The 23,219-nt window shown below is 68.1% G+C and carries 22 protein-coding genes; 4 read left to right on the top strand and 18 right to left on the bottom strand.

Annotated elements, in window-relative coordinates:
• Positions 1-26 precede the first annotated feature (26 nt).
• Genes D105_RS0100965 through D105_RS0100955 form a run of 3 tightly spaced genes read right to left on the bottom strand, consistent with a single transcriptional unit; the run spans position 27 to position 3,430 of the window.
• Complete coding sequence (locus tag D105_RS0100965; RefSeq protein ID WP_018875956.1) at positions 27-1,145, bottom strand: PilT/PilU family type 4a pilus ATPase; 1,119 nt, start codon at positions 1,143-1,145, stop codon at positions 27-29.
• A 24-nt stretch (positions 1,146-1,169) separates the two neighbouring features.
• Positions 1,170-2,342 carry a PilT/PilU family type 4a pilus ATPase gene (locus tag D105_RS0100960; protein WP_018865966.1) on the bottom strand — a complete coding sequence of 391 codons (1,173 nt, stop codon included), beginning with the start codon at positions 2,340-2,342 and terminating at the stop codon, positions 1,170-1,172.
• A gap of 53 nt (positions 2,343-2,395) precedes the next feature.
• Positions 2,396-3,430 (bottom strand): type IV pilus twitching motility protein PilT, encoded by a 1,035-nt coding sequence (locus tag D105_RS0100955; RefSeq protein ID WP_018865967.1) that lies wholly within the window; start codon positions 3,428-3,430, stop codon positions 2,396-2,398.
• Between the two features lie 141 nt (positions 3,431-3,571).
• On the opposite strand from D105_RS0100955, the gene D105_RS0100950 reads away from it, so the two are divergent.
• Entirely contained in the window at positions 3,572-4,273 is a 702-nt protein-coding gene (locus D105_RS0100950; protein WP_018865968.1) for a YggS family pyridoxal phosphate-dependent enzyme, read from the top strand.
• 9 nt (positions 4,274-4,282) lie between these two features.
• A complete protein-coding gene (gene proC / locus D105_RS0100945; RefSeq protein WP_018877218.1) occupies positions 4,283-5,101 on the top strand; it encodes a pyrroline-5-carboxylate reductase in 819 nt (272 codons plus the stop codon).
• 472 nt (positions 5,102-5,573) lie between these two features.
• Here the strand turns inward: proC and D105_RS0100940 are convergent, their stop codons facing one another.
• Positions 5,574-6,482 carry a fructosamine kinase family protein gene (locus D105_RS0100940; protein WP_018877217.1) on the bottom strand — a complete coding sequence of 303 codons (909 nt, stop codon included), beginning with the start codon at positions 6,480-6,482 and terminating at the stop codon, positions 5,574-5,576.
• A gap of 68 nt (positions 6,483-6,550) precedes the next feature.
• Here D105_RS0100940 and D105_RS0100935 point away from each other — a divergent pair, with 68 nt between their 5' ends.
• Entirely contained in the window at positions 6,551-6,934 is a 384-nt protein-coding gene (locus tag D105_RS0100935) for a group III truncated hemoglobin (protein ID WP_018867778.1), read from the top strand.
• A gap of 277 nt (positions 6,935-7,211) precedes the next feature.
• Here D105_RS0100935 and D105_RS0100930 read toward each other — a convergent pair whose 3' ends face one another.
• The 14 genes from D105_RS0100930 to D105_RS0100865 form a co-directional block, all read right to left on the bottom strand.
• Complete coding sequence (locus tag D105_RS0100930) at positions 7,212-9,278, bottom strand: transglycosylase SLT domain-containing protein (protein WP_038032629.1); 2,067 nt, start codon at positions 9,276-9,278, stop codon at positions 7,212-7,214.
• A 115-nt stretch (positions 9,279-9,393) separates the two neighbouring features.
• Positions 9,394-9,933 carry a pseudouridine synthase gene (locus D105_RS0100925; protein ID WP_018867776.1) on the bottom strand — a complete coding sequence of 180 codons (540 nt, stop codon included), beginning with the start codon at positions 9,931-9,933 and terminating at the stop codon, positions 9,394-9,396.
• Positions 9,934-9,943: 10 nt separating this feature from the next.
• A complete protein-coding gene (locus tag D105_RS0100920; RefSeq protein ID WP_018877215.1) occupies positions 9,944-10,600 on the bottom strand; it encodes a DUF1007 family protein in 657 nt (218 codons plus the stop codon).
• The gene (locus D105_RS0100915) at positions 10,597-11,553 is read right to left on the bottom strand and encodes a 5'-3' exonuclease H3TH domain-containing protein (RefSeq protein WP_018877214.1); all 957 of its coding nucleotides are present in this window, start codon (positions 11,551-11,553) and stop codon (positions 10,597-10,599) included. Before D105_RS0100915 ends, D105_RS0100920 begins: the two co-directional genes overlap by 4 nt.
• Positions 11,537-12,460: a malate dehydrogenase gene (gene mdh / locus D105_RS0100910; protein WP_018867773.1), complete on the bottom strand. Its 924-nt coding sequence runs from the start codon at positions 12,458-12,460 to the stop codon at positions 11,537-11,539. The genes D105_RS0100915 and mdh overlap by 17 nt, the downstream gene beginning before the upstream one ends.
• A 30-nt stretch (positions 12,461-12,490) precedes the next feature.
• Complete coding sequence (locus tag D105_RS0100905) at positions 12,491-13,711, bottom strand: malic enzyme-like NAD(P)-binding protein (protein WP_018867772.1); 1,221 nt, start codon at positions 13,709-13,711, stop codon at positions 12,491-12,493.
• An 81-nt stretch (positions 13,712-13,792) separates the two neighbouring features.
• On the bottom strand, positions 13,793-14,659 hold the full coding sequence (locus tag D105_RS0100900; protein ID WP_018867771.1) for a M48 family metallopeptidase: 867 nt from the start codon (positions 14,657-14,659) through the stop codon (positions 13,793-13,795).
• Between the two features lie 15 nt (positions 14,660-14,674).
• Positions 14,675-15,505, bottom strand: coding sequence for a hypothetical protein (locus D105_RS0100895; RefSeq protein ID WP_018867770.1), 831 nt, complete (start codon positions 15,503-15,505; stop codon positions 14,675-14,677).
• Positions 15,506-15,554: 49 nt separating this feature from the next.
• Positions 15,555-15,761, bottom strand: coding sequence for a 50S ribosomal protein L31 (rpmE, locus tag D105_RS0100890; protein WP_018867769.1), 207 nt, complete (start codon positions 15,759-15,761; stop codon positions 15,555-15,557).
• Positions 15,762-16,128: 367 nt separating this feature from the next.
• A complete protein-coding gene (locus D105_RS0100885) occupies positions 16,129-17,010 on the bottom strand; it encodes an NAD(P)-dependent oxidoreductase (RefSeq protein WP_081618653.1) in 882 nt (293 codons plus the stop codon).
• A 9-nt stretch (positions 17,011-17,019) separates the two neighbouring features.
• Positions 17,020-18,642 (bottom strand): BCCT family transporter, encoded by a 1,623-nt coding sequence (locus tag D105_RS0100880; RefSeq protein WP_018867767.1) that lies wholly within the window; start codon positions 18,640-18,642, stop codon positions 17,020-17,022.
• A gap of 179 nt (positions 18,643-18,821) precedes the next feature.
• Positions 18,822-19,433, bottom strand: a complete 612-nt coding sequence (gene rsmD, locus D105_RS0100875; RefSeq protein ID WP_018877212.1) for a 16S rRNA (guanine(966)-N(2))-methyltransferase RsmD — start codon at positions 19,431-19,433, stop codon at positions 18,822-18,824.
• Positions 19,420-20,724 carry a pitrilysin family protein gene (locus tag D105_RS0100870; RefSeq protein WP_018877211.1) on the bottom strand — a complete coding sequence of 435 codons (1,305 nt, stop codon included), beginning with the start codon at positions 20,722-20,724 and terminating at the stop codon, positions 19,420-19,422. Before D105_RS0100870 ends, rsmD begins: the two co-directional genes overlap by 14 nt.
• A gap of 14 nt (positions 20,725-20,738) precedes the next feature.
• A complete protein-coding gene (locus D105_RS0100865; RefSeq protein ID WP_026280380.1) occupies positions 20,739-22,151 on the bottom strand; it encodes a pitrilysin family protein in 1,413 nt (470 codons plus the stop codon).
• A 55-nt stretch (positions 22,152-22,206) separates the two neighbouring features.
• On the opposite strand from D105_RS0100865, the gene ftsY reads away from it, so the two are divergent.
• Positions 22,207-23,214 (top strand): signal recognition particle-docking protein FtsY, encoded by a 1,008-nt coding sequence (gene ftsY, locus D105_RS0100860; protein WP_018867763.1) that lies wholly within the window; start codon positions 22,207-22,209, stop codon positions 23,212-23,214.
• The last annotated feature ends 5 nt before the right edge of the window (positions 23,215-23,219 follow it).

Here is a 23,219-nt window from a genome sequence, read left to right as displayed (position 1 = left end):
CAGGGGCTTCGCCGGCGAGCCGGCTCCTACTTGTCAGGGAGCTTGAGCTCCTCCTCGGTTTCGTCGGCGGAGGATACACCGCCGCCGAAGTTCAGGCGCCATTCGAGATCGGCGCGCGAGTCGGCCTTGTTCAGGGCCTCGTCCAGCATCACATCTCCGCTCTTGAACAACTTCACGATGGCCTGATCGAAGGTCTGCATGCCCACGGACGCGCCCTTCGCCATCACCTCCTTGATCTCACTGATCTTCTCGTCCCGGATCAGCTCCGCGATGTAGGACGTATTGATCAGGATTTCCAGCGCGGCGACACGCCGCCCATCCTTGGTCTGCAGCAGGCGCTGGGCCACGATCGCGCGCAGGTTCAGCGACAGGTCCGACAGGATCTGCGGGCGGTTGTCCTCGGGGAACAGGTTGATCACCCGGTCCAGCGCCTGGGTGGCGTTGGTCGCGTGCAGGGTCGTCAGCACCAGGTGGCCGGTATCGGCGTAGGTCAGGGCCGCGCGCATGGTCTCGCGTGAACGCACCTCGCCGACCATGATCACGTCCGGCGCCTCGCGCATGCCCTCCTGCAGGGCATGGTCGTAGCTGGGGGTATCAATCCCCACCTCGCGCTGGCCCACGATCGAACGCTTGTGGCTGAACAGGAACTCGATCGGGTCCTCGACCGTGAGGATATGCCCGCTCTTGTTCGTGCTGCGGTAGTCGATCATCGATGCCAGGGTGGTCGATTTCCCGGTGCCCGTTGCCCCCACGATCAGCACCAGCCCGTCGTTGTGCGAGACAAACTCCTTCAGCACGGGGGGCAGGCCCAGTTGCTCGATGGTCGGGATCGCTACGCGGATGAAACGGATGACCATCGCGACCTCGCCGCGCTGGCGATAGACGTTCACGCGAAAGCGTCCCAGTCCCTCGCGCGACAGGCCAAAGTTGACCGCGGTCTCGCGCTCGAAGATCTCCGCCTGGTGCTCGTTCATCATCTCGCGGGCGATACTCTCGGCCTGGCCCGGGGCCAGCGCCTTGCGCGAGATGGGCTGGAGCTGGCCGTCGACCTTGATGCTGGCCGGCGCGCCGGTCAGGAAGAACAGGTCCGACGCGGCCTTCTGCGCCATCAGTTTCAGGTAGGGCTCGATCTGCAACTGGCTCATAGTCTGTTTCCCTGACCCGACGCGCTAGCGCAGGTTGAAGTCCTCGGCGCGCTCGTCGACCGCCAGACCCTCGCCTTCATCCTTCACCGCGGGCGCGCCGTCATCCTGGGCACGCTGGCTGTCGAGCTTGATGCGCAGGCGCAGATCGTTCACCGAGTCGGCGTTGCGCAGAGCCTCGTCGTAACTGATCTGGCGATTTTCGTAGAGATCGAACAGGGCCTGGTCGAAGGTCTGCATGCCCTGCTCGCGCGAACGCGACATCAGCTCCTTCATCTCGTGTACTTCGCCCTTCAGGATCAGGTCCGACATCAGCGGGGTGTTGATCATGATCTCCACCGCCGGCACCCGGCCCTCGCCACTCTCCTTGCGCACCAGGCGCTGCGAAATCACTGCCTTCAGGTTCAGCGACAGGTCCATCAGCAGCTGCTCGCGCCGGTCCTCGGGGAAGAAGTTGATGATCCGGTCCAGCGCCTGGTTGGTGCTGTTGGCATGCAGCGTCGACAGGCACAGGTGACCGGTCTCGGCGAAGGCGATGCCGTAGTCCATGGTCTCGCGGTCGCGGATCTCGCCGATCAGGATCACGTCCGGCGCCTGGCGCAGGGTGTTCTTCAGCGCGATCTCGTAGTTCTCGGTGTCCACCCCGACCTCGCGCTGGGTGATGATGCTCTTGTCGTGCTCGTGCACGAACTCGATCGGATCCTCGATGGTGACGATGTGGTCGGCCGTGGTGCGATTGCGGTAGCCGATCATCGCCGCCAGCGAGGTGGACTTGCCCGACCCGGTACCGCCCACGAAGATCACCAGCCCGCGCCGCTCCTGGGTGATCTTCTCCAGCTGCGGCGGCATCTGGATGTCCTCGAATTTCGGGATCACCGAGTTGATCGTGCGCAGCACCATGCCCGGGCTGCCGCGCTGGGTGAAGACATTCACGCGGAAACGCGACACGCCCTGAAGGCCGATCGCGAAGTTGCATTCCTGGTGGCGCTCGAACTCGGCCGACTGCTTGTCGTTCATCAGCGAACGCACCAGCGCCTGGGTGTGCGAGGGCGTCAGCTTCTGCTCGGTCATCGGCACCACGCGGCCGTCGATCTTGGCCGCCGGCGGCATCCCCACGGTAATGAACAGGTCCGACCCGCCCCGGTCCACCAGGGCCCGCAGCAGGTCATGCATGTACTTGATCGCCTTGTCACGATCCATGGCGTTCTCCCCTGATACCCGGTGCGGCGTTCACGCCAAGCGGGCCGTATCGATCAAATGGAATCCGGGTTGGCCGCCTTGCGACGGGCATCCTCGCGACTGATCACGCCCTGCGCCAGCATGTCCTTCAGGCACTGGTCGAGCGTCTGCATGCCGGTGCCGGCACTGGTCTGGATGGTCGAGTACATCTGCGCGATCTTGTTCTCGCGGATCAGGTTCCGGATCGCCGGCGTGCCGAGCATGATCTCGTGCGCAGCGATACGACCGCCCCCAATCTTCTTCATCAGGGTCTGCGCGATGACCGCGCGCAAGGACTCGGACAGCATCGCCCGCACCATGTCCTTCTCCGCCGCCGGGAAGACATCGACGATCCGGTCGATGGTCTTGGCCGCGGAGCTGGTATGCAGGGTGCCGAACACCAGGTGCCCGGTCTCGGCCGCGGTCAGCGCCAGGCGGATCGTCTCGAGGTCGCGCAGCTCGCCCACCAGAATCGTGTCCGGGTCCTCGCGCAGCGCCGAACGCAGGGCCTCGCTGAAACCGTGGGTATCGCGGTGCACCTCGCGCTGGTTGACCAGCGACTTCTTCGATTCGTGCACGAACTCGATCGGGTCCTCGATGGTGAGGATATGCCCGTAGTCGTTCTCGTTGCGGTGGTTGACCATGCCCGCCAGCGTGGTGGACTTGCCCGAGCCGGTGGGGCCGGTGACCAGCACGATGCCGCGCGGGTAGTTCGAGATCTCCTCGAAGATGCGCGGGGCGCCCAGCTCTTCGAGGGTCAGGACCTTGGAGGGGATGGTCCGGAACACCGCGGCCGCGCCGCGGTCCTGGTTGAAGGCATTGACACGGAAGCGCGCCAGCCCGGAGACCTCGAACGAGAAGTCCGTCTCCAGGAACTCCTCGTAGTCCTTGCGCTGACGGTCGTTCATGATGTCGTAGATCAGGCCCTGGACCTCTTTGTGATCCATGACCGGCACATTCACCCGGCGCATGTCGCCGTCGATGCGCACCATCGGCGGCATGCCGGCGGAGATGTGCAGGTCCGAGGCCCCGTTCTTGACCGCGAAGGCCAGCAACTGCGTGATATCCATGCATCCCCCTGTTGTCGGGCGCCACGCCAAGGCGCGCCAGCACCCGGGTGGCAGCCGCAACCACCACGCCCTGTCGCTTGATGAAGGGCCGCGTAAAAATCCGCGGTGACCTTGTGTTCTTCCGGACTATATCATAGGGAAATGACCACACCAGACCATGCCCTGAGCACCGTTCGGACCCGTATCGACGCCGCCTGCCGCGAGGCCGGACGCGACCCGGATACGGTCCGGCTGCTGGCCGTCAGCAAGACGCGCGACGCGGACGAGATCCGCGCCCTGCATGCCTGCGGCCAGTCTGCGTTCGGCGAGAACTACGTGCCCGAACTGGTGGACAAGTACGACGCCCTGGAGGCACCCCCGGCGCCGCTCGGACTCGAATGGCACTTCATCGGCGCACTGCAGGGCAACAAGACCCGCGCGGTGGCCGAGCGGGCGGCCTGGGTGCATACCGTCGATCGCGAACGCATCGCGCGGCGCCTGTCGGACCAGCGCCCGGCGGGCCTGCCGCCGCTGCAGATCTGCCTGCAGGTCAACATCAGCGAGGAACCGCAGAAGGCCGGCGTGGCGCCCGCCGAGGCCGCCACCCTGGCCAATGCCGTGCGTGACCTGCCGGGACTGGAACTGCGCGGCCTGATGGCCATCCCCGCCGCCGAGGACGACCCGCGGCGCCAGCGGGAACCCTTTGCGCGCCTGCGCGCACTGCGCGATACCCTGAACAGCCAGGGGCATACACTCGACACCCTGTCCATGGGCATGTCCGGCGATCTCGAGGCCGCGATCCTCGAAGGCGCCACCCTGGTGCGGGTCGGCACCGCCCTGTTCGGCCCGCGTCCACCCAAATAAGGAGTCTGCATGACGGAACACCGCTTCGAGGTCGGCTTCATCGGGGCCGGCAACATGGGCGAGGCCCTGATCCAGGGGCTGGTCCAGTCCGGCCACGCCGCCGAACGCATCGCGATCGCCGACAAGAGCGCCGAGCGCGTGCGCGACCTGCAGGCCCGCTACCCGGGTCTGGCCAGCGCCGAGGCCACGGAACTGGCCGCCGAAGCCGCCACCCTGGTCCTCGCCGTCAAGCCGCAGACCCTGCCGGATCTGGCCCCGACCCTGCGCGAGGCGGTGTCCCGCGGCGAGCCCCTGGTGATCTCCGTGGCCGCCGGCATCACCACGGCCCAGCTGGCCGGCTGGCTGGGCGACGCCACGCGCCTGGTCCGGGCGATGCCGAACACCCCGGCCCTGGTGGGCGCCGGGGTCACCGGGCTGTACGCCGCCCCCACCGCCGACCCCGAGGACCACACCACCGCGACCCGGCTACTGGAAGCGGTCGGACGCGCGATCTGGGTCGAGGACGAGGAGCAGATGCACGCGGTGACCGCCACCTCCGGCAGCGGGCCTGCCTACGTGTTCCTGATGATCGAGGCCATGCAGGAGGCGGCGCAGTCGCTGGGCCTGCCGGCCGATACCGCACTGGAGCTGACCCTGGGCACCCTCGCCGGCGCCACCCGCCTGGCCACCGAGAGCGACGAGAGCCCCGCCGAACTGCGCCACCGCGTGACCTCCCCCGGGGGCACCACTGAACGCGCCCTGCAGGTACTGGAGGACGGCGACCTGCGCGACCTGATGCGCCGCGCAATGACCGCGGCCGCCGACCGCTCGCGCGAACTCGGCCGCTGAAACCCTGATTCACCACGAAGCGCACGAAGGCACGAAGAAGGGCCAGGTCAAAAGCGGTTAAACCACAGAGGACACGGAGGTCACAGAGTGGTTTGCAGGGGACGGAATGCGTTGCTGTTGATCCCCGAAGGCTGCTCCTGCGGGCGAGCGTACGCAAACCCCTGTCGCGAGATAACTTCCCGGCAACCACTACCGGGATTCGCTAACGCTGGAGCGACTCCTCGGGGCGCCAGGGCGAGGACAACGGCAAGGTAAGGTTTCCAAGGAATCAGCTAGCTGGATGGCCGGCCGGATATGTTGAGTATCCTGGCGGCAGAGAACGTCCACAGGTGGCGGCCCTGGCAGTGCATCCAGCCAATCAAAACTCCGTGACCTCCGTGTCCTCTGTGGTAAACCGCCCTTGACCTTCTTCGTGCCTTCGTGAGCTTCGTGGTAAAACCGCCCTTGCCTTTCAAAGTCTCGACGTGGGCCGTCAGCGCAGTTCGGCGAGGAGCTGGCGGATCATGCGCTCGGCCTGGGCGCCGTAGCCGCCGCCGAACAAGTGGTCGTGGTTGAGGATGTGGTAAAGGTTGTAGAGCGTACGGCGCACGCCATAGCCCGGGTCGATGGGCAGGATCTCCTCGTACGCGGCCACGAAGTCCTGCCCGGGGTGGCCGAACAGCTCCATCATTGCCAGATCGGCCTCGCGGTCGCCGTAGTACACCGCCGGATCAAAGATCGTCGCGCGCCCGTCCGCCAGGAATCCCCAGTTGCCGCTCCACAGGTCGCCGTGCAGCAGCGATGGCTCGGGGCGGTAGTCGACGAAGAAGCCGTCCAGGGAGGCCTCCAGCTCCTCCAGTGCCCCCAGCAACGAGCGCGAGGCCCCGCGCTCGCGCGCCAGCCCGCGCTGGAAGCCCAGGCGCTCGTCGCGGTAGAACGAGACCCAGTCGTCGTGCTCGGTATTCGACTGCGGGGTGCTGCCGATGAAGTTGTCGTGATCCAGCCCGAAGCGCGTCCGGGTCTTCCGGTGCATGTCGGCGATCCCGTGCCCCAGGGCCACACCGTCGCGACGCCCGCCCAGCGCGAGATCCTCCATCACCAGAAAGTGGGTACTGCCGGCGGAGCCAGTCCCCACCACCTCGGGGATCTTCAGCCGTTCGCAGCGCGCGAGTTCTTCCAGGCCGCGCGCCTCGGCGGCGAACATCGCGGCGCCATCGCCCCCGCTCAGCTTGACGAAGAAGCGACGCCCGTCGGTCCCGGTCAGGCGCTGCGCCTGGTTGATGGAGCCCCCGGAACAGGCCTGGCTTCCTGTCGGCTCGAACGGCGTTCCGGTATGGTCGGCAATGCACTGGGCCACCGCCGCCGTCACGGCATCGGGGCCCGCTGAATCGAATCGGTTCATCCTCGGCATCCGGGTTGCTCTGCTGTGTGCAGGGTACCGGCTGACGCAGGATTCGTCAGGAGACCCCCATGGCCTTTCGCAAGCTCGAACCCCTGTGCGACAAGATCGGCGCCGAGCGCATCCGCGCGGTGATCGACGACTTCTACCGCCGCCTCTCGGCCGACCCCGAGATCGGTCATCACTTCGAGCGCATTCAGGACTTCCCGGATCACGTGAACCGGATCGCCGATTTCTGGTACATGAACCTGGGCGGGCGCCTGGAACAGCCGCCGACCATCGACATGGTCGGCAAGCACGCGCCGCTGAACCTGACCGAGGCCGACCTGGCCATCTGGATGCGCCACTTCAAGGCCACCACCGAAGAACACCTGGAGGCCCCGCTGGCGGCCGAATGGCAACAACTGGCCGACGGCATCGCCAGCCGCATGCGCGAGGACATCATCCGCGGCTAGTTCCAGCACCCTGTTCTTCACCACGAAGCGCACGAAGACACGAAGAAGGTCAAGGGCGGTTTTACAGGAAGAAGGGAAGTCAGGAAGAGGTCTTGTGGGGCGGCTTCGGGGCACGGCCCCGCGCTGTTGCCTTTGCGGTCGCGGCTGACGCCGGCACCCAGCGGCGGCCCCAGGCCCTCAACCCATTTCCCTACTTCCGATCTTCCAACCTTCCTGTGAATCGCTTTTGACCTGACCCTTCTTCGTGCCTTCGTGAGCTTCGTGGTGAGCAGACGCCCTAGCAGGCGTTGTCGGTGTAGCCCGGGGCGTCGCAGAAGGCCCGACTGAGGGTGATGCCCGCATCGCCCGGCAGGGCGGCCAGGTGGCGTTCGCGGCTGGCGGCCAGGCGGTCCTGCGGCGTGACCGGATACAGCAGCGTGGACAGCGACGGCGGCTCCTGCCCCAGGCGCACCGCGTACAGGATTCGGTAGGCAAACACCCGGCGAATGTAATCGCGAGTCTCGGAGAACGGGATCAGTTCGGCCCAGATATCCGGGTCCATCGCCCGATCCTCCGGCAGCCAGGAACGCACACGGTGGGCCCCGGCGTTGTAGGCCGCGGTGGACAGCAGGCTGTGACCGCCAAAGCGGTCGAGGTTGCGCCGCAGGTAGTAGGTCCCGAGCCGGGCGTTGGTCGCCGGGTCGAGGATGTCCCAGTCGGAATTCACCCGTACCCCGGCCGCCGAGGCGATCGAGCGGCCGGTCGCCGGCATCACCTGCATGATCCCCAGCGCGCCGGCCCCGGAACGCACGTCATGCAGGAACGCGCTCTCCTGGCGCGCGATGGCCATGGCCCAGGCCGGGTCGATGGCCTGTTCGCGGGCCCCGGTCACGATGAGGTCGTCAAAGGCCAGCGGGAAACGCAGCTCGATATCGTCCCAGTTACGCGCCCGCGCAGCGGTGAAGATGGCTCGGTCATGCCAGCCCCAGTCGGCGAAGGTGCGCGCCGCCGACTCCAGTTCCGGCGTATCCCAGCCCGCGATGGCATGGGTCCACTCGCGGCGGGCCTCGGCGTAGCGATCCAGGCGAACCAACTCGCGCATGCGCTGCATGCCGGCATGCTCACGCATGGCCGCCCGCCGCCCGTCGTCCAGCACCAGGGGCTCATGCCCGATACGGTAGGGCTGGCCCAGCCGGTCAGCGGCCAGGAAGCCGTGGAAGTTCCGCTCGCGGGCGGCGCGCTCGTAGAAGCGCCGGGCAGCCTCCAGCGACTCGGTCTGCTCCAGCGCCCGGGCGTGCCAGTACTGCCACGCCGCCTCGTCACGCACGTCGCGATCCATGGCCCGGATCGCATCCATCACCGTCGCCCAGTCGCGCTCGTACAGGGCCGCCCGCACCTGCCACTGGCGCAACTGGGTATCGAACACCTCGGGTTCCAGGCGGGCCATGAAGTCCAGGGCCTCGGGGCGATAGCGCAGGGCCAGACGCAGGGCAAGTGCGTGCTGCACGCGCCCGGCGGCCTCGGTCGACAGCCCGAGCGCGTCCCCGGACGCCTCCCACCCCTCCAGCGCGGCGTCCAGGTCCTGCCGGACCCAGCGGATAAAGGCCCGCTCCAGCAGCGCCTCGGCCGAGCGGTGATCGTCGGCCTGGAAGTCGACCTCCACCACCCGCGCGGGGCGGCTGGCCAGGTCCAGCCAGCGTTCCGCCCAGCGGCGATCGGCATCCGCCAGATAGCGCCGCAGATAACGGGCGAGACCGGTCTGGCCGGCCTTCACGGCAAGCTCGAAACGCTCCCAGGCAAGCTCGCCGGTCAGACCGTCGGCGTCGCGCCAGGCGGCCAGCACGGGATCGCAGGCGGACGGGCGGGATTGCCCGTGCAGCCAGATGGACTCCATGTCTTCCAGTGCGGCATCGCGGTCGCCGGCCTTCAAGAGCGCCTGGCGCCGATAGCAGTCCTGCTCGACCGACAGCGACGGCTTCGCCCCGGTGGCCGCGACAAACTCAAGGTAGTCCTCCCACTGCTCCTCGCGCGCGAGGTGCGTCAGGTAACTACTGCGCAGCCGCGCGGCCAGCGGGGTGTCGTCATGTTCGCGCACGAAGTCGCGCACGGCGTCCGGTTCGGCGCGACCGAGATTGCGCGCGAGTTCGCGGTAATCCAGATAGGGGGTCAGCGGATAGCCGGTCAGGGTGCTGCGCGCGGCGCGGTAGGCGGTCATGTCGCCCCGGTTCAGCGCCCGCTCCGCCAGCAGGAACAGACTGCGCTCGAAGACGTAGCGGTCGTCCTCCGCAGCCGCCGCCGGCAGCGACGCGGCCAGAGCCAGCAACAGGCCGGCGAGCCCGACGATTACGTTCCTGGAAAGGCGCATGCCCTGCCCTCGCTTCAATGGTTGTTCATCATCGGCCAGCCCCGGGGCGCTTGCAACGGCTTCCGGGCGGTTTCGCGGGGGCATGTCGGCAGATCCGGCAAGAAGCGGCTCTGGATCAGGAATCCAGCACGCGAACCTCGCCGCGCGCCAGGCCGTCGAGGGTCCACGATCCGACCCGGTAGCGCACCAGACGCAGGGTCGGGTGACCCACTGCTGCGGTCATCCGGCGCACCTGGCGATTGCGCCCCTCGCGCAGGGTGATGGCCAGCCAGCGGGTCGGGATATGGCGGCGGAAACGCACCGGCGGATCACGCTCCGGAAGATCCGGTGGATCCATACGCTCCACCTTCGCCGGGCGCGTGAGGCCATCCTTCAGCTCGACGCCCTCGCGCAGGGCAGCGAGCGCGGCATCGTCGGGCTCGCCCTCGACCTGGACCCAGTAGGTCTTGCTGGTCTTGTGGCGTGGCTGAGTCAGGCGGGCATTCAGGCGGCCGTCGTCGGTCAGGACCATCAGGCCCTCGCTGTCGCGATCCAGGCGTCCGGCCGGGTAGACGCCGGGGATTTCGATGTAGTCGGCCAGCGTCGGCCGCCCCTCGGGGTCGGTGAACTGCGGCAGCACACCCCAGGGCTTGTGGAACAGGACAATCCGGGCCATGAACGGCGCGTCAGTCGCAGCGCAGGGTGACGCGCTCGGCGAAGTAGCGACCGAGGTCGTAATCGACGCTGGCGCCATAGTCCAGCGCCATCGCGCGCGCCACCATGGCCGGATCCGGGCGCGGACGCTCGAGCTGCGTCTGGCAGGTCGCATCCACCAGGCCGGAGGCATCGACAATGCGCGTGCCGTGCGGCTCCTGGTGCAGAATCTCGATGAAATACGTCGGGTCGTAGACCTTGTACTCCAGCGGCGCGACGGCGGGATCCACGGGGGTCTCCAGCTCCAGCCGGAAGCGGAAGTGCAGCAGCCCGTCCTCCATAGCCATGCGCGGTTCCGCGGCGGCGGCGATGCCGATCGCGTCGTCCGCCACCTGCAGATGGCTGTACCAGCGGTACTCGTCGAGGTTGTCCAGGATCTCGCGGGCCAGCCCCTGCAGGCGCGCCTCCGGGGTATCCCCCGGCTGATGCTCCTGGGCATCGTCGTGGAGGTATTGCCCGTAGGTCGGATCGAAGCGCCAGTGGTGGAGCATGTGGGTGATCTGCCCCGTGGCGTCGCGCTCGAAGCTGACGCGCAGGTCGATCCACGCATGCGGGTGGGCCTGCGCAGCGGCCGGCAGCAACAACGCCATCAGGATCAGGATCGCGGGGAATGTGCGGCTTGCGGTCATGCAGTCTGTCTCGTATCGGCGCCGGCCCAGGCATTGGCGGCGGCCAGCAGCGGTGCATGATAGGTTGGGGTCACCCCCAGATCCCGGAGCCAGACCGCTGCATCCGGGTCGGGGCCCCGGGGCAGCATCTGGTTGACTGCCGGCAGCCCCGGGATCCGGTCGGCGAGACCCGTCAGCCGGCGCGCACGGCGCAGGCGATCGGCCGCCCCGGCGATGGCCGCGGCGACCGCCGGGGCACGGCGGATATTGCAGCGGGCAACCGCCGCCGGGTCCGCCAGGACGGTGTCGAGGTCGCGCAGCCGGCGCAGGATGCGCGCGGCGCTTTTCGGGCCGACCCCATCGATCCCCGGAATGTTGTCGCTGGCGTCCCCGGCCAGCGCCAGCATGTCCGCGACCTGTTCCGGCCGAATGCGGAAGCGCTTCTCGATCGCGCGGCGATCCAGGTCGGTGCCGCGTTCCGGGTCATGCAGCCGGTCCGCATCACCCAGAATGACCTGGGTCAGATCCTTGTCCGCACTCTTCACGTCGATGCGATACCCGGCCGCGCGGCCGGAGCGGGCCAGACTGGCGATCAGGTCATCGGCCTCGTATTCCGGGTCGGCCAGGGTCGTGAAACCGAGCCTTCCCAGAAGCTCGCGGATCCGTTCGAACTGCTCGCGCAGCTCCGGCGGTGCCGGCGGGCGATGGGCCTTGTAGGCCGGATCGATGCGGTGACGAAAGCCCCGGCGCAGCCCGGTGTCGAGGCAGAACGCCACGGGCCCCGGAGCGCAGGCCGGCAACCACTGACAGAGCGAATGGACCAGGCCGTGCAGCGCGCCGCCCGGGCGGCCCTGCGGGTCGGGATCCAGGCCGCGCGCGAACCAGGCACGGAAGACGAAGATGCTGCTGTCGATCAGCGTCAGGGTCGGCCGTGGCACATCCGGGACCGGCGCGGATTCAGGCGAGGCGTTCAAGGTCCTTCCGCACCCCGGCGATCGACTGGTCGAAGGCGGCGCGCTCCGCGGCATTCAGGTCCAGCTCGATCGCCCGCTCCATGCCGCCCTGACCCAGAATGCAGGGCACGCCCATGGCAACATCGCGCTCGCCGTACTCGCCGTCCAGCAGCGCAACGGTGGGCAGCACCCGGCGCCGGTCCAGGGCGATCGCCTCGACCATCTCGGCGATGGCCGCGGCCGGGGCGCCGTAGGCGCTGGAGGTCTGTTTCAGGGCGAGGATCTCGGCCCCGCCGTGGCGGGTGCGCTCGACGATGTTGTCCAGCGCGGCCTGATCCATGAAGTGATGCAGCGGCACCCCGTTGACCGAGGAATAGCGCAGCATCGGGACCATCGCATCGCCATGGCCGCCCAGTACCAGCGCCTGGATGTCGTGGGTGGACAACCCGGTCTCCAGCGCAATGAAGGCGGCCATGCGCGAGGTATCCAGCACCCCGGCCTGGCCGAATATCCGGTCGCGGCTCCAGCCGGTCTTCTGCCAGGCGCGGTAGGTCAGCACGTCCACCGGGTTGGAGACCACCAGGATGCGGCTCTGCGGGGCATGGACCAGGATGTCCTGCAGGATCAGGTCGAGGATCTCGACGTTCTTGTCCAGCACGTCGGAGCGCGACATGCCGGGCTTGCGCGGCAACCCGGCCGTGATGATCACCAGTTCGGCACCGGCGATCACCGAGGGCTCGTGGCTGCCGCTCAGCCGGGTGTCGAAGCGCAGCAGCGGGGCGGTCTCCTGGATATCCAGGGCAGCACCAGCCGCCGCGCCCTCGCGCACATCCAGCAACGCGATCTCGCGGGCGACATCACGCCGCGCAAGGAACTGGGCGGTGGATTCACCGACGCGCCCGGCGCCGACGATGGCGATCTTCTGCATGCGCTGCTCCTCCTCTGCGGTTGGGGCGGGCTACAGGCGGGCGACCCCGCTGTCGCGGGCAGCCTGACTGATCGCCTGTGGCACGGTATCGATCAGGCGCGGATCGAACGGGGTCGGCAGGATGTAGTGCGGGCCGAACTCGAGCGCATCCCGCCCGTAGGCATCCAGCACGGACTGCGGTACCGGCTCGCGGGCCAGCCCGGCGAGCGCGTGGACCGCCGCGACCAGCATCTCGTCGTTGATGGTCCGCGCGCGCACATCCAGCGCGCCGCGGAAGATGAACGGGAAGCCGAGCACGTTGTTCACCTGATTCGGGTAGTCCGAGCGCCCGGTGGCCATGATCAGATCGTCACGGGTCTCGTGCGCAAGCTCCGGGCGGATCTCCGGGTCCGGGTTGGACAGCGCGAAGACCACCGGCTTCGGCGCCATGGACCGCAGCATCTCCGGGGTCAGCAGGTCCGGACCGGACAGGCCGATGAAGACATCGGCGTCACGGCAGGCATCCGCCAGGCTGCGCGCCTCGGTGTCCACCGCGAAGATCTGCTTGTACTCGTTCAGGTCGTCGCGCTGGCTGTGGATCACGCCCTTGCGATCCACCATGTACAGGTTCTTCTTGGCCGCGCCCAGGCGGACCAGCAACTGCATGGAGGCGATCCCGGCGGCGCCCGCGCCGACGCAGACGATCTTCGCCTCACTGAGCTTCTTGCCCTGGATCTCCAGCGCGTTGACCAGGCCGGCCGCGGTGATGATCGCAGTGCCGTGCTGATCATCGTGGAAGACCGGGATGTCCAGGCGCTCGGACAGACGACGCTCGATCTCGAAGCAGTGCGGCGCCGCGATATCCTCGAGGTTGATGCCGCCGAACCCGCCGGCGATGCGCGCGACGGTGTTGATGAAGTCCTCCGGCTGCGGGGCGTCCACCTCGATATCGAACACGTCGATATTGGCGAAGGTCTTGAACAGCACGCCCTTGCCCTCCATCACCGGCTTGGAGGCCAGGGCACCGACGTTACCCAGCCCCAGCACGGCGGTCCCGTCGGTGATCACCGCGACCAGATTGCCCTTGCCGGTATAGCGATAGGCCAGCTCCGGATCCTCGGCGATCGCGCGCACCGGCGCGGCGACACCCGGCGAGTAGGCCAGGGAGAGGTCGTCCTGGGTCGCCGTGGGCTTGGTGACCTGGATGGCCAGTTTTCCGGCCGGCTGCTGTTCGTGGTACTCCAGCGCGCGCTGATTGAAATCCTTGGACATGGTGTAGCGGGGCCTTTTTTCGATCGGGAACAAATAAACGGCGTGCCGCCCGGCGCGAGTCCGGGCGACGGGAGAGATCCTTCAGTTGACCGGGTGCGTGGGGACGCGGCTGTTGCGCGCCTCTTCGTACAGTGGCCGGAAGCGATCGGCCATCCGGGTGAGGTCACGCTGGCGCGATTCCGGCGCCGGGTGGGTACTGAGGAAGACCGGGTGGCGCCCGTTGGACTGGGCCGCCATCTTGCGCCACAGGCTCGCCGCGGCGTCGGGGTTATAACCCGCGCGGGCCGCCAGCTCCATACCGATCTCGTCGGCCTCGGCCTCCATCGCGCGACTGTGCGGCAGCTGGACCGCCAGTGCCGCGCCCAGCGCCGCCCCGGTCAGGGCAATCTGCGAACGATCCCCCGTCATGGCGTAGCCGGCAACCGCCATGTTGCTGGCCAGCGCCACCGACATCTTCTCCGCGGTGTGGGCCGACAGCGCATGGGCGATCTCGTGCCCGATGATCTGGGCCAGTTCGTCGTCGGTCAGCTCCAGCTGCTCGATGATGCCCGAGTAGATCGCCATCTTGCCGCCCGCCATGGCGAACGCGTTGATGGTGTCCGGGGCCTCGATGACCACGATCTCCCAGTCCCAGTCCGCGGTCTCGGAGCGGTACTTCACGGCCTGGGCGACGACCTTTTCGGTAATGCCATGCACTCGCGCGGTCATCTCGGGGTCGGCATTGATCCGGCCTTCCTCCCGTGCCGGTGCCAGCATCTCCACGTAGGCGGTACGCGAGGCACTGATGGCCTGGCTCTCGGAGACCAGCATCAGCTGCGAGCGACCGGTCACCGGGTTGGTGGTGCACCCGGGGATCGCCACCGCAAGGCCACCGGCAACCAGCACCGCCAGGAGCAGAGAGCCCAGGCGACCGCGGACCGGCCGCCACGACTTGGGAAACGCACGCATTATTCCAGCACCTCGCTAGTCCTCTACCTCGAGATCGAGCGGATGCCGAATGCGCATCCGGAGTCGGTCTCTCCAAGGATACACCTGACCGCGCGCGACCACCGCCTCACCGATCAAGGATTCGGGATCCAGCTCGGGCCAATGATCGCGGTCATCCCCGCGGATCAGCAAATCCAGGGGGCCCTCCAGCACCAGCACCCAGTGGCGCCCGGTCGCGCGCACCGCGGTCACCTCGGCCATCACCCGCAGCCGGCCCTGACGCAGCGCGCCATCCAGCGGGTCCAGTACCCGGGCGGGCATGGCCGCCGGGCGCTCCAGCCACAGCCCCCGTTCTGCGGCTCGCGCCTCGGCCTCGGCCGCGTACAGGCAGGCATCCAGCGGCACCGGTCGCGGCCCCGGCCGCGGCATCGCCGCGCCCGCCGCGATCAGATCCGCCGCCAGCAAGGCGCCATCTTCACTCCAGGCATGCATGCGCGGGGTACCTCCCGGGTCCCGCGCGGGGTCCGCGGGGCGCAGCTTCAGGCGCTGCCCCGCTGCAGCCAGGCGGGTTTCAAGGGCTTCACGTATTCCCTCATGCAGGCGCAGATCGCGCAGCGGAGTCAAGGCCTCCGGCAACGGGGCGGCCGGGGCCAGACCGATCAGGCGGATCGTCCGCCCATCGGCCAGGTGCAACCGGTCGAACCCCACGACACGCTCGACCTCGACCTCCTGCAACCCGCGCCGGTCCTGATCCGCCAGCCGGCACTCCGCCGCAGCCATTCCGGCCAGCAGCAGGAGCACGGCCCCCACAACGCAGACGAGGGCGCCCCGCAGGACGCCCTCGTCGGTTCGGACACGGCCCGCCATCGCGGTCACGCACCCGGTCGCGTTGCGCGCCTGACGGCGCGCCGCGGCTTCAGAATGCGAAGCGGCGGTTGAACTTGTCGACCTGGCCGGCGGTATCAACGATCTTCTGCTTGCCGGTGTAGAACGGGTGGCACTGCGAGCACACGTCCACATGCATCTCGTCGCCGGAGGCGAGAGTGGAGCGGGTCTCGAACTGCGTACCGCAGCTGCAGATAACCTTGACGTTGTGGTAGTTCGGATGGATGTCGGCTTTCATGGTCGGCTCACGCAGGTTCTGGCGAAAAGTCCAATAGGATAGCCGGCTCCGGGCCTTCAGCGCAAGACCGGTTTACGGTGCCATTTGGGCAGGGCATTTGAAATCCAGGCGGCAACCCCCTGAATGGCCACGTGGTTTTGCCCACCGGACAACCTGTGGATAACTTTGTGGACGAATTGTCGCACCCGGAACGAGACGCTCGCGGGACGTCAAGGGGCGCCGCCACCGATGAGACAAAAAACCCCCGCAACACCTTGATCTCAATTGTTTTACCCTCCGAAAACCACCACGACCCGGCGTCCGTGACGGAGACAGGCGTACCCGCTCGGACTGCGGAGACGGCTGTGCATAAAGCCGCGGTCCGCCCTCATCGCCCTGGCGAGTCCGGGACAATCGCCGTGTAGATGGCAGAGTAATCCGCGTCCGCCAGGCCCTGGGCCTGCGCCCGATCCAGCAGATCCGCCAGCAACGGCAACCATGGACCCACCAGATGGGCATCCTCGACCGCCTGCTCGGTCAGGCGCACATCCTTCAGCAAGTGCTTGACCGGAAAATTGGCCGTGCCGAAGTCGCCGGAGACCATCTTGCCCAGCTTCTTGTCGAAGGTCGGGGCGTACAGGGCGCTGTCACGCAGGATGTCCATGAAGGTATCCACCTCCACGCCCTCGCGGCGCACCAGCCCCAGACTCAGGGAAAACGCGGCGGTCAGGCTGGCGATCAGCTGGTTGAAGGCGAGCTTCAGGGCCGCGCCCTGGCCCACTGGGCCGACATGTCGCGGGGTCTCGCCCAGAGCCGCCAGCACCGGCTGCGCCCGAGCAAAGTCCGTGTCGCTGTCGGCTCCCGCCATGATCAGCAGCCGGCCGTCGCGCGCCTCCGGTATGGAGCCCAGTACCGGCGCCTCGAGATAGCATGCCCCGGCGGCCCGCACCCGCTGTGCCAGGGCGCGACTTTCGGCCGGCAGAATGGTCGCCATCTGGATCACGCAGCGCCCATCCAGCGCCCCGTCCGGCAGGTCGTCGAGCACCGCGCCAATGGCGCCGGCATCGCTGAGCATCAGCACCAGCACATCGGCCTCCGCGACGGCCGCGGCGGGGGCGTTGTGGACGGTGACCCCCTCGGCCGCCAGATCGCTCGCGCGAGCGACCGTGCGGTTGTAGGCCACCACGGGAAATCCGGCCTGCAAAAGACGCAGGCCCATGGGTTGCCCCATGAGCCCGCATCCCAGCAGCGCCACTCGGGACGCAGTCATGCTGACCCCCTACTTGATCTTGTCGTCCAGATCATCCGTGTACCCGAGCAGGGTATGCGGCGGCGGGGCCTCCTTCTGGTACTTGCTCGGCGTGACCGCCTCGGTCTGGTGCAAGCTTCGCCACAGGCCGATCACCATGATCAGCATGATGACCGAGAACGGCAGACCGACACTGATCGCGGCCGCCTGCAGCGCGGCCAGTCCGCCCGCCAGCAGCAGGATGGAGGCGACCACCCCTTCGAGGATGGCCCAGTACACGCGCTGGGTGACGGTCGGGTTACGCACGTCGCCGGAGGCCAGGGTGTCGATGACCAGCGAACCGGAGTCCGAGGAGGTCACGAAGAACGTCACGATCAGCAGCGTCGCCGCCGCCATCACCGCCACGGCCAGCCAGTCGAAGAGCGGCAGGGCCTGGAGGGTGACAAACAGCGCGGTGGACACGTTTTCCGAAACGGCGCCGGCCAGGTCCGCAACGCCGTCGAGCTCGTAGCTCATCGCGGTACCCCCGAACACGGCCAGCCAGACGAAGGCCGCGGCGGTCGGGGCCAGCAGCACCCCGGCGACGAACTCGCGAATGGTGCGCCCGCGCGAGACCCGCGCGATGAACATACCGACGTACGGGGCCCAGGAGATCCACCAGCCCCAGTAGAAGATGGTCCAGGAGGTGGCCCAGCCGGAGTCCTCGATGGTGTCGGCCCACAGGCTCATTTCAGGCAGGGACTGCACATAGACACCGGTGCTTTCCACCAGCAGACGCAGGATGAACAGGGTCGGCCCCATCACCAGCAGCAGGGCGATCAGGATCGCCGCCAGGCCAATATTGAAGTTGGACAGGCGCTTGATGCCCTTGTCCACACCCAGCGCCACCGAGACGACGGCAATCAGGGTGATGATCGCGACCAGGACGATCTGCATGAAGGTGGATTCCTCGATCCCGAACACGAAGTTCAGGCCCGAGTTGATCTGCATGACGCCAAGGCCCAGCGAGGTGGCCACCCCGAACATGGTGCCGAACAGCGCTACCACGTCGACGAGATGTCCCCACGGACCATAGATCCGATCACCGATGAACGGGTACAGCGACGAGCGGATCAGCAGCGGGAGGTTGTGGCGGTAGGCGTAGTACGCCAGCGACAGGCCAACGACGATGTAGATCGCCCAGGCGTGCAGGCCCCAGTGGAAGAAGGTGTAGCGCATGGCCTCGGTGGCCGCCTCGGCACTCTCGCCCTCCGCATGCGGCGGGCTGAGGTAGTGGAACATCGGCTCGGCGATGCTCCAGAACAGCAGCCCGATCCCCATGCCCGCGGAGAACAGCATCGCGAACCACGCGGCGTAGCTGAAACGCGGGGTCTCGAACTGGTCGCCCAGGCGCACGCCGCCGTAGCGGCTGAACATCAGATACAGGGAAAAGACCAGGAACACCGTCACGACCAGCATGTAATACCAGCCGAGATACTCCCCGATGCCACTTTGGAGCTGCTCGAAGATCGCCTCGGCGCGATCCGGGAAGATGGCCCCGAAAGCCACGAAGGCTGCGATTATCAGGCTGGCGGTATAGAAGACCGGGCTGCAGATCACGCCAAAGCCGCCGAGGCGGGTTTGCGTCAGACCCGGGGTGGACTGCTCATCCATTCGGTTTCCCCTTTTGTTCCTGTGGCAAGCGCAAGACCGAGCGGTCCGGTTCCGGAGTTTTCCGGAAGCCGCGCGGGGAGGCGCCCGATGGGCGTTGTCGCGGTAGGTGGGACAGCATCACCGTAGCGAAAGACTCGCCGCACTGCAAAACCGCGACAGGCGTCACGGCCCGCGCGGCCTCACGCCTCGGTGCGGGTCGAATTCCGGGCCAGCAGCAGGGCCCGAGCCTGCCCGCCCTGGCGCTCGCGCTCGATCTGCCAGCCCCCCGCGGCGAGAAAGGCGAGATCCGCCTCGGACTCGATCTCCACATAAACCCGGCTGTCGGCGTGCAGCCAGCCCTGCGCGAGCAGGGCCTCCAGCACCCGTGGGACATGCCCCTGCCCGAACGGCGGGTCCACCAGCACGAGATCGTAGGCAAGGCCCTCGGGGGGTGGGCCGGCCAGCAGGCGCCGGGCGTCATCCCGACGCACGCTGACCTGCCCGGCGCCCAGGGTCTCGCAGTTGGCCTGGAGCTGGGCCGCGGCGCGCGCATCGCGCTCGACCAGCAGCACCGCACCGGCCCCGCGCGAGGCCGCCTCCAGCCCCAGCGCCCCGGTTCCGGCGAACAGATCCAGCACCCGTGCGCCCGGCAACCGGGGCTGCAGCCAGTTGAACACCGTCTCGCGCAGGGCATCGGCAGTCGGCCGCAGGCCGCCCACCGCAGGGACCGGCAGCCAGCGTCGCCGCCAGGCGCCGCCGATGATGCGGATGCGCGCCGGGCGCCCGGCGGGGGCCCGCCTACTCCTGCCCACCCACGATCACCGTGACCATCGCATCCGGGTTGATGCGCTCGCGCAACCGGGCATTCAGTTCATCCAGCTCCACCGCCTCCATGCGCTCGATGTAGCGCTCCAGGTAGTCCAGCGGCAGGTCGTAGAAGGCCATCATCCCCAGCAGTCCGACGATATCGCTGTTCGAGGCCAGCGACAGCGGGAAGCTGTTGACCACGTTCTCGCGCGAGGCCTCGAGTTCTTCGGCATCGACCCCGTCGGCGTGCCAGCGCACGAGCGCCTCGCGCAGGGCGGTCACCGCCTCGTCCGCCTGGTCCACGCCGGTCTGCATACCGATACGGAAGGGGCCCTCGGCCGCCATCGGCTGCAGGCGACTGCTCACGGAATAGGCCAGACCACGCTGGCTGCGGATCTCCCGAAACAGCCGCGAGGTAAAGCCGCCGCCCCCGAAGGCGTGATTTGCAAGCGTCAGGGCGTAATGATCCTCGTCGCCACGTCGCAGCGCCGGGGCGCCCATCAGGATATGGGCCTGCTCGGAGGGAAACTCGATACGCTCCTCCACCGGCTCGTCGCGCGGCTCCACGGCCGGCAGCGGCTCCACCGCCGCGCCCTGCGGCAGCGCCGCGGAGATCCGGTCGGCCACCGCCTCAGCCTCCTCGCGCGTCAGGCCACCAGTGATCGCCAGGGCCCCGTTGCCGGTGGTGTAGAAGCGCTCATAGAACGCACGGGCATCCGCCGGCGCCAGGGCCTCCAGGGTCTCGCGCTTGCCGCCCGGCCAGTTGGCGTAGGGGTGGTCGCCATACATCAGTTCGTAGAAGCGCCGGCTGGCGACGCTGCCCGGGTCCTGGCGCTCGCGCTGCAGCCCCTGCAGGGCCTGGCGCCGGGCCCGCTCGAAGTCGGCCTCGGGGAAGGCCGGCGCGGCCAGCACGGCGGTCAGGGTCTCCACCGCGGTATTCATCCAGTCCGGCTCGGTCAGGCTGCGCAGGCTGACGATGGCCATGTCGCGCAGCGAATCGGTGCTGAATTGCGCGCCCACCGACTCGAAGCGCTCGGCCAGTTCGTCCGAATCCATCTCCTCCGTGCCGTGGCGCAGGGCGCTGCTGGTCAGCGAGGCCAGGCCGTGGTGGTCACCGTCGCGCGAGGCGCCGCCGTCGAACGTAAGACGCAGGTCGACCATCGGCAGGTCCGGCGCGGCCACATAGAGCACGCGCAGGCCCTCGTCGGTCTCCCACTGCTCGATCTCCACCGCCTGGGCCGGCAGCGCCAGCGCCAGCAGCCACACGAAGGCCGTCAGCCATCCCGCACGCATCATCTTGCCTCCCGTCATCACATGCCCCCCGCGGTTTCGCCATAGGGTTGCGCCGCACCCGGATCAGGCGGGTCTTCGCCATCCAGGGGCCGCGGGTCGAGGATTCCGACCGTGCGGCGCTGCGGCACCAGGTATTCGCGGGCCACGCGCTGTACATCCTCGGCGGTGACCGCCCGCACGCGCTCGACGAAGCGATCGCCTTCCTGCCAGCCGACCCCGATGGTCTGCAGCATGCCCAGCTGGAAGGCCTGCGAGCGCACCGAATCGCGCTGGTACACCTCGGAGGCGATCACCCGCGCCTGCACCCGCTCGAGCTCGCTGTCGCTGACCGGCTCGTCCTTCAGGCGCTCCACCTGTTCCAGCAGGGCGGCCTCCAGCGTGTCGACGTCGGTATCCGCCGTGGGCACGGCCGCGATCAGGAACAGGTCATCCAGCCGGCTGAAGGGGCTGTAGCGGGCCGACGTCGCGCCGGCCAGCTCCTCGCCGCGCACGATCTCGCGGGCAAAGCGCGAGGCCTCGCCGGAATCGAGGATCCCGGCCGCCACCATCAGGGCATAGGCATCCACCGGATCCTCGACGGTGTTCAGCACCGGAGTCTTCCAGCCCATCATCAGATAGGGGAGTTCGGCCGGGGCCTCCACCGTGATACGGCGCTCGCCCTTCTGCGGGGTCTCGCTGCGCGGCTTCGCCTCCGGCAGCTCCCCGGCGGGGATGTCGCCGAAGTGCTCGCGGGCGGCGTCGATCACCCGCTCAGCGTCGACATCGCCCACCACTACGACGACCGCGTTGTTGGGGTGGTAGTAGCGGTCGTACCACGCCTGGTTATCCTCCAGGGTGTAGGCCTCGATGTCGCTCATCCAGCCGATCACCGGGTTGCCGTAGGGGTGGTTGAAGAAGGCGGTGGCCATCAGCTGCTCGCGCAGCAGGGCGTTCGGCTGATCCTCCACCCGCAGGCGGCGCTCCTCCTGGACCACGCTCAGTTCCGGGCGGAACTCGTCTTCCTGCAGCTTGAGGTTCTGCATGCGTTCCGCCTCCATCGCCATCACCGTCTCCCAGTGATCGCGCCCGATCACCTGGAAGTAGCCGGTGTAGTCACGACCGGTAAAGGCGTTCTCGCGTCCGCCCAGGCGCGAGATGATGCGCGAGAATTCGCCCGGCTCGTAGCGTTCGGAGCCGCGGAACATCATGTGCTCCAGCATGTGCGAGATCCCCGTCACACCGCTGTGCTCGTCGGCCGAGCCGACCCGGTACCAGACCATATTGGCCACGACCGGGGCCCGCCGGTCCTCCAGCACCAGCACCGTCAGCCCGTTGTCCAGCGTGGCCTCGACCACGTCCGATTCGATCTCCGGCGGCGCGGCCGACCCGACCGCCGGCCAGGCGCACACCAGCGCTGTAATGAGCACTGTGACCAGTTTTTTACCGCGCATGATTCATGAATCCTCGTGCTAGCATTGGCGAACTCTCTACTTGACCACATCGAGCATGTTCGGTTTCCGCAAGAAGAAGTCCGAAGACTCCACGGCCGCCCCGCCGGAGACGGCGAACGCCGAGCCGGAAAAGCCTGCCCGCGGGGGCTGGTTCCAGCGCCTGCGCCAGGGCCTGGCCAAGACCGGGCAGGCCCTGGGCGGCGATCTGGGGTCGCTGTTCCGGCGCAAGATCGACGACGAACTGTTCGAGGAGCTGGAAGAACGCCTGCTCCTCGCGGACGTGGGCCTGGATGCGACCCAGCGGATCATGGATCGTATCACCCGCGAGGTAAAACGCGGCCAGCTGGATGATGCCGAGGCGCTGATGGACGCCCTCGAGGCGGCCATGATCGAGATCCTCGAGCCGGTCTCGCAGCCGCTGGAGATCCCGGAGGCCGAACGCCCGTTCTCGATCCTCGTGGTCGGCATCAACGGCGCCGGCAAGACCACCACCATCGGCAAGCTGGCGCACCACCTCCAGGCCAACGGCCGCTCGGTGCTGCTGGCGGCCGGCGACACCTTCCGCGCCGCGGCGGTGGAACAGCTGCAGACCTGGGGCGAGCGCAACAACGCCCCGGTGATCGCCCAGGGCACCGGGGCCGATTCCGCATCGGTGGTCTACGACGGGCTGCAGGCGGCGCAGGCGCGCGGCATCGATGTGATGATCGCGGACACCGCCGGGCGCCTGCATACCCAGACCAACCTGATGGACGAGGTGCGCAAGGTAAAACGCGTGATGGGGCGGCTGGACGAACACGCCCCGGACGAGGTCCTGCTGGTGGTGGATGGCGGCACCGGGCAGAACGCGCTGAATCAGGCGCGCCAGTTCCACGAGGCGCTGGGCCTGACCGGGATCGTGGTGACCAAGCTGGACGGGACCGCCAAGGGCGGCGTGCTGTTCGCGCTGGCCGAACAGCTGGGGGTGCCGGTGCGCTTCATCGGGGTCGGAGAGAAGGCCGAGGACCTGCAGGTCTTCGATGCACGCGCCTTCGTCCGCGCCCTGCTCGGCCGCGACAGCGACTGACCCGC

It is taken from the genome of Thioalkalivibrio sp. ALE28 (genome assembly GCF_000377425.1).
Lineage (GTDB): Bacteria > Pseudomonadota > Gammaproteobacteria > Ectothiorhodospirales > Ectothiorhodospiraceae > Thioalkalivibrio.
The sequence above is the reverse complement of the archived record's forward strand: the minus strand, read 5'-3'. Positions and strand labels throughout refer to the sequence as shown.

Bases quoted from the DNA above. Each gene is read 5' to 3' on its own strand.
- D105_RS0100965 (WP_018875956.1), bottom strand. From the start codon at position 1,145: ATGAGCCAGTTGCAGATCGAGCCCTACCTGAAACTGATGGCGCAGAAG.
- D105_RS0100960 (WP_018865966.1), bottom strand. From the start codon at position 2,342: ATGGATCGTGACAAGGCGATCAAGTACATGCATGACCTGCTGCGGGCC.
- D105_RS0100955 (WP_018865967.1), bottom strand. From the start codon at position 3,430: ATGGATATCACGCAGTTGCTGGCCTTCGCGGTCAAGAACGGGGCCTCG.
- D105_RS0100950 (WP_018865968.1), top strand. From the start codon at position 3,572: ATGACCACACCAGACCATGCCCTGAGCACCGTTCGGACCCGTATCGAC.
- proC (WP_018877218.1), top strand. From the start codon at position 4,283: ATGACGGAACACCGCTTCGAGGTCGGCTTCATCGGGGCCGGCAACATG.
- D105_RS0100940 (WP_018877217.1), bottom strand. From the start codon at position 6,482: ATGAACCGATTCGATTCAGCGGGCCCCGATGCCGTGACGGCGGCGGTG.
- D105_RS0100935 (WP_018867778.1), top strand. From the start codon at position 6,551: ATGGCCTTTCGCAAGCTCGAACCCCTGTGCGACAAGATCGGCGCCGAG.
- D105_RS0100930 (WP_038032629.1), bottom strand. From the start codon at position 9,278: ATGCGCCTTTCCAGGAACGTAATCGTCGGGCTCGCCGGCCTGTTGCTG.
- D105_RS0100925 (WP_018867776.1), bottom strand. From the start codon at position 9,933: ATGGCCCGGATTGTCCTGTTCCACAAGCCCTGGGGTGTGCTGCCGCAG.
- D105_RS0100920 (WP_018877215.1), bottom strand. From the start codon at position 10,600: ATGACCGCAAGCCGCACATTCCCCGCGATCCTGATCCTGATGGCGTTG.
- mdh (WP_018867773.1), bottom strand. From the start codon at position 12,460: ATGCAGAAGATCGCCATCGTCGGCGCCGGGCGCGTCGGTGAATCCACC.
- D105_RS0100905 (WP_018867772.1), bottom strand. From the start codon at position 13,711: ATGTCCAAGGATTTCAATCAGCGCGCGCTGGAGTACCACGAACAGCAG.
- D105_RS0100900 (WP_018867771.1), bottom strand. From the start codon at position 14,659: ATGCGTGCGTTTCCCAAGTCGTGGCGGCCGGTCCGCGGTCGCCTGGGC.
- D105_RS0100895 (WP_018867770.1), bottom strand. From the start codon at position 15,505: ATGGCGGGCCGTGTCCGAACCGACGAGGGCGTCCTGCGGGGCGCCCTC.
- rpmE (WP_018867769.1), bottom strand. From the start codon at position 15,761: ATGAAAGCCGACATCCATCCGAACTACCACAACGTCAAGGTTATCTGC.
- D105_RS0100885 (WP_081618653.1), bottom strand. From the start codon at position 17,010: ATGACTGCGTCCCGAGTGGCGCTGCTGGGATGCGGGCTCATGGGGCAA.
- D105_RS0100880 (WP_018867767.1), bottom strand. From the start codon at position 18,642: ATGGATGAGCAGTCCACCCCGGGTCTGACGCAAACCCGCCTCGGCGGC.
- D105_RS0100870 (WP_018877211.1), bottom strand. From the start codon at position 20,724: ATGATGCGTGCGGGATGGCTGACGGCCTTCGTGTGGCTGCTGGCGCTG.
- D105_RS0100865 (WP_026280380.1), bottom strand. From the start codon at position 22,151: ATGCGCGGTAAAAAACTGGTCACAGTGCTCATTACAGCGCTGGTGTGC.
- ftsY (WP_018867763.1), top strand. From the start codon at position 22,207: ATGTTCGGTTTCCGCAAGAAGAAGTCCGAAGACTCCACGGCCGCCCCG.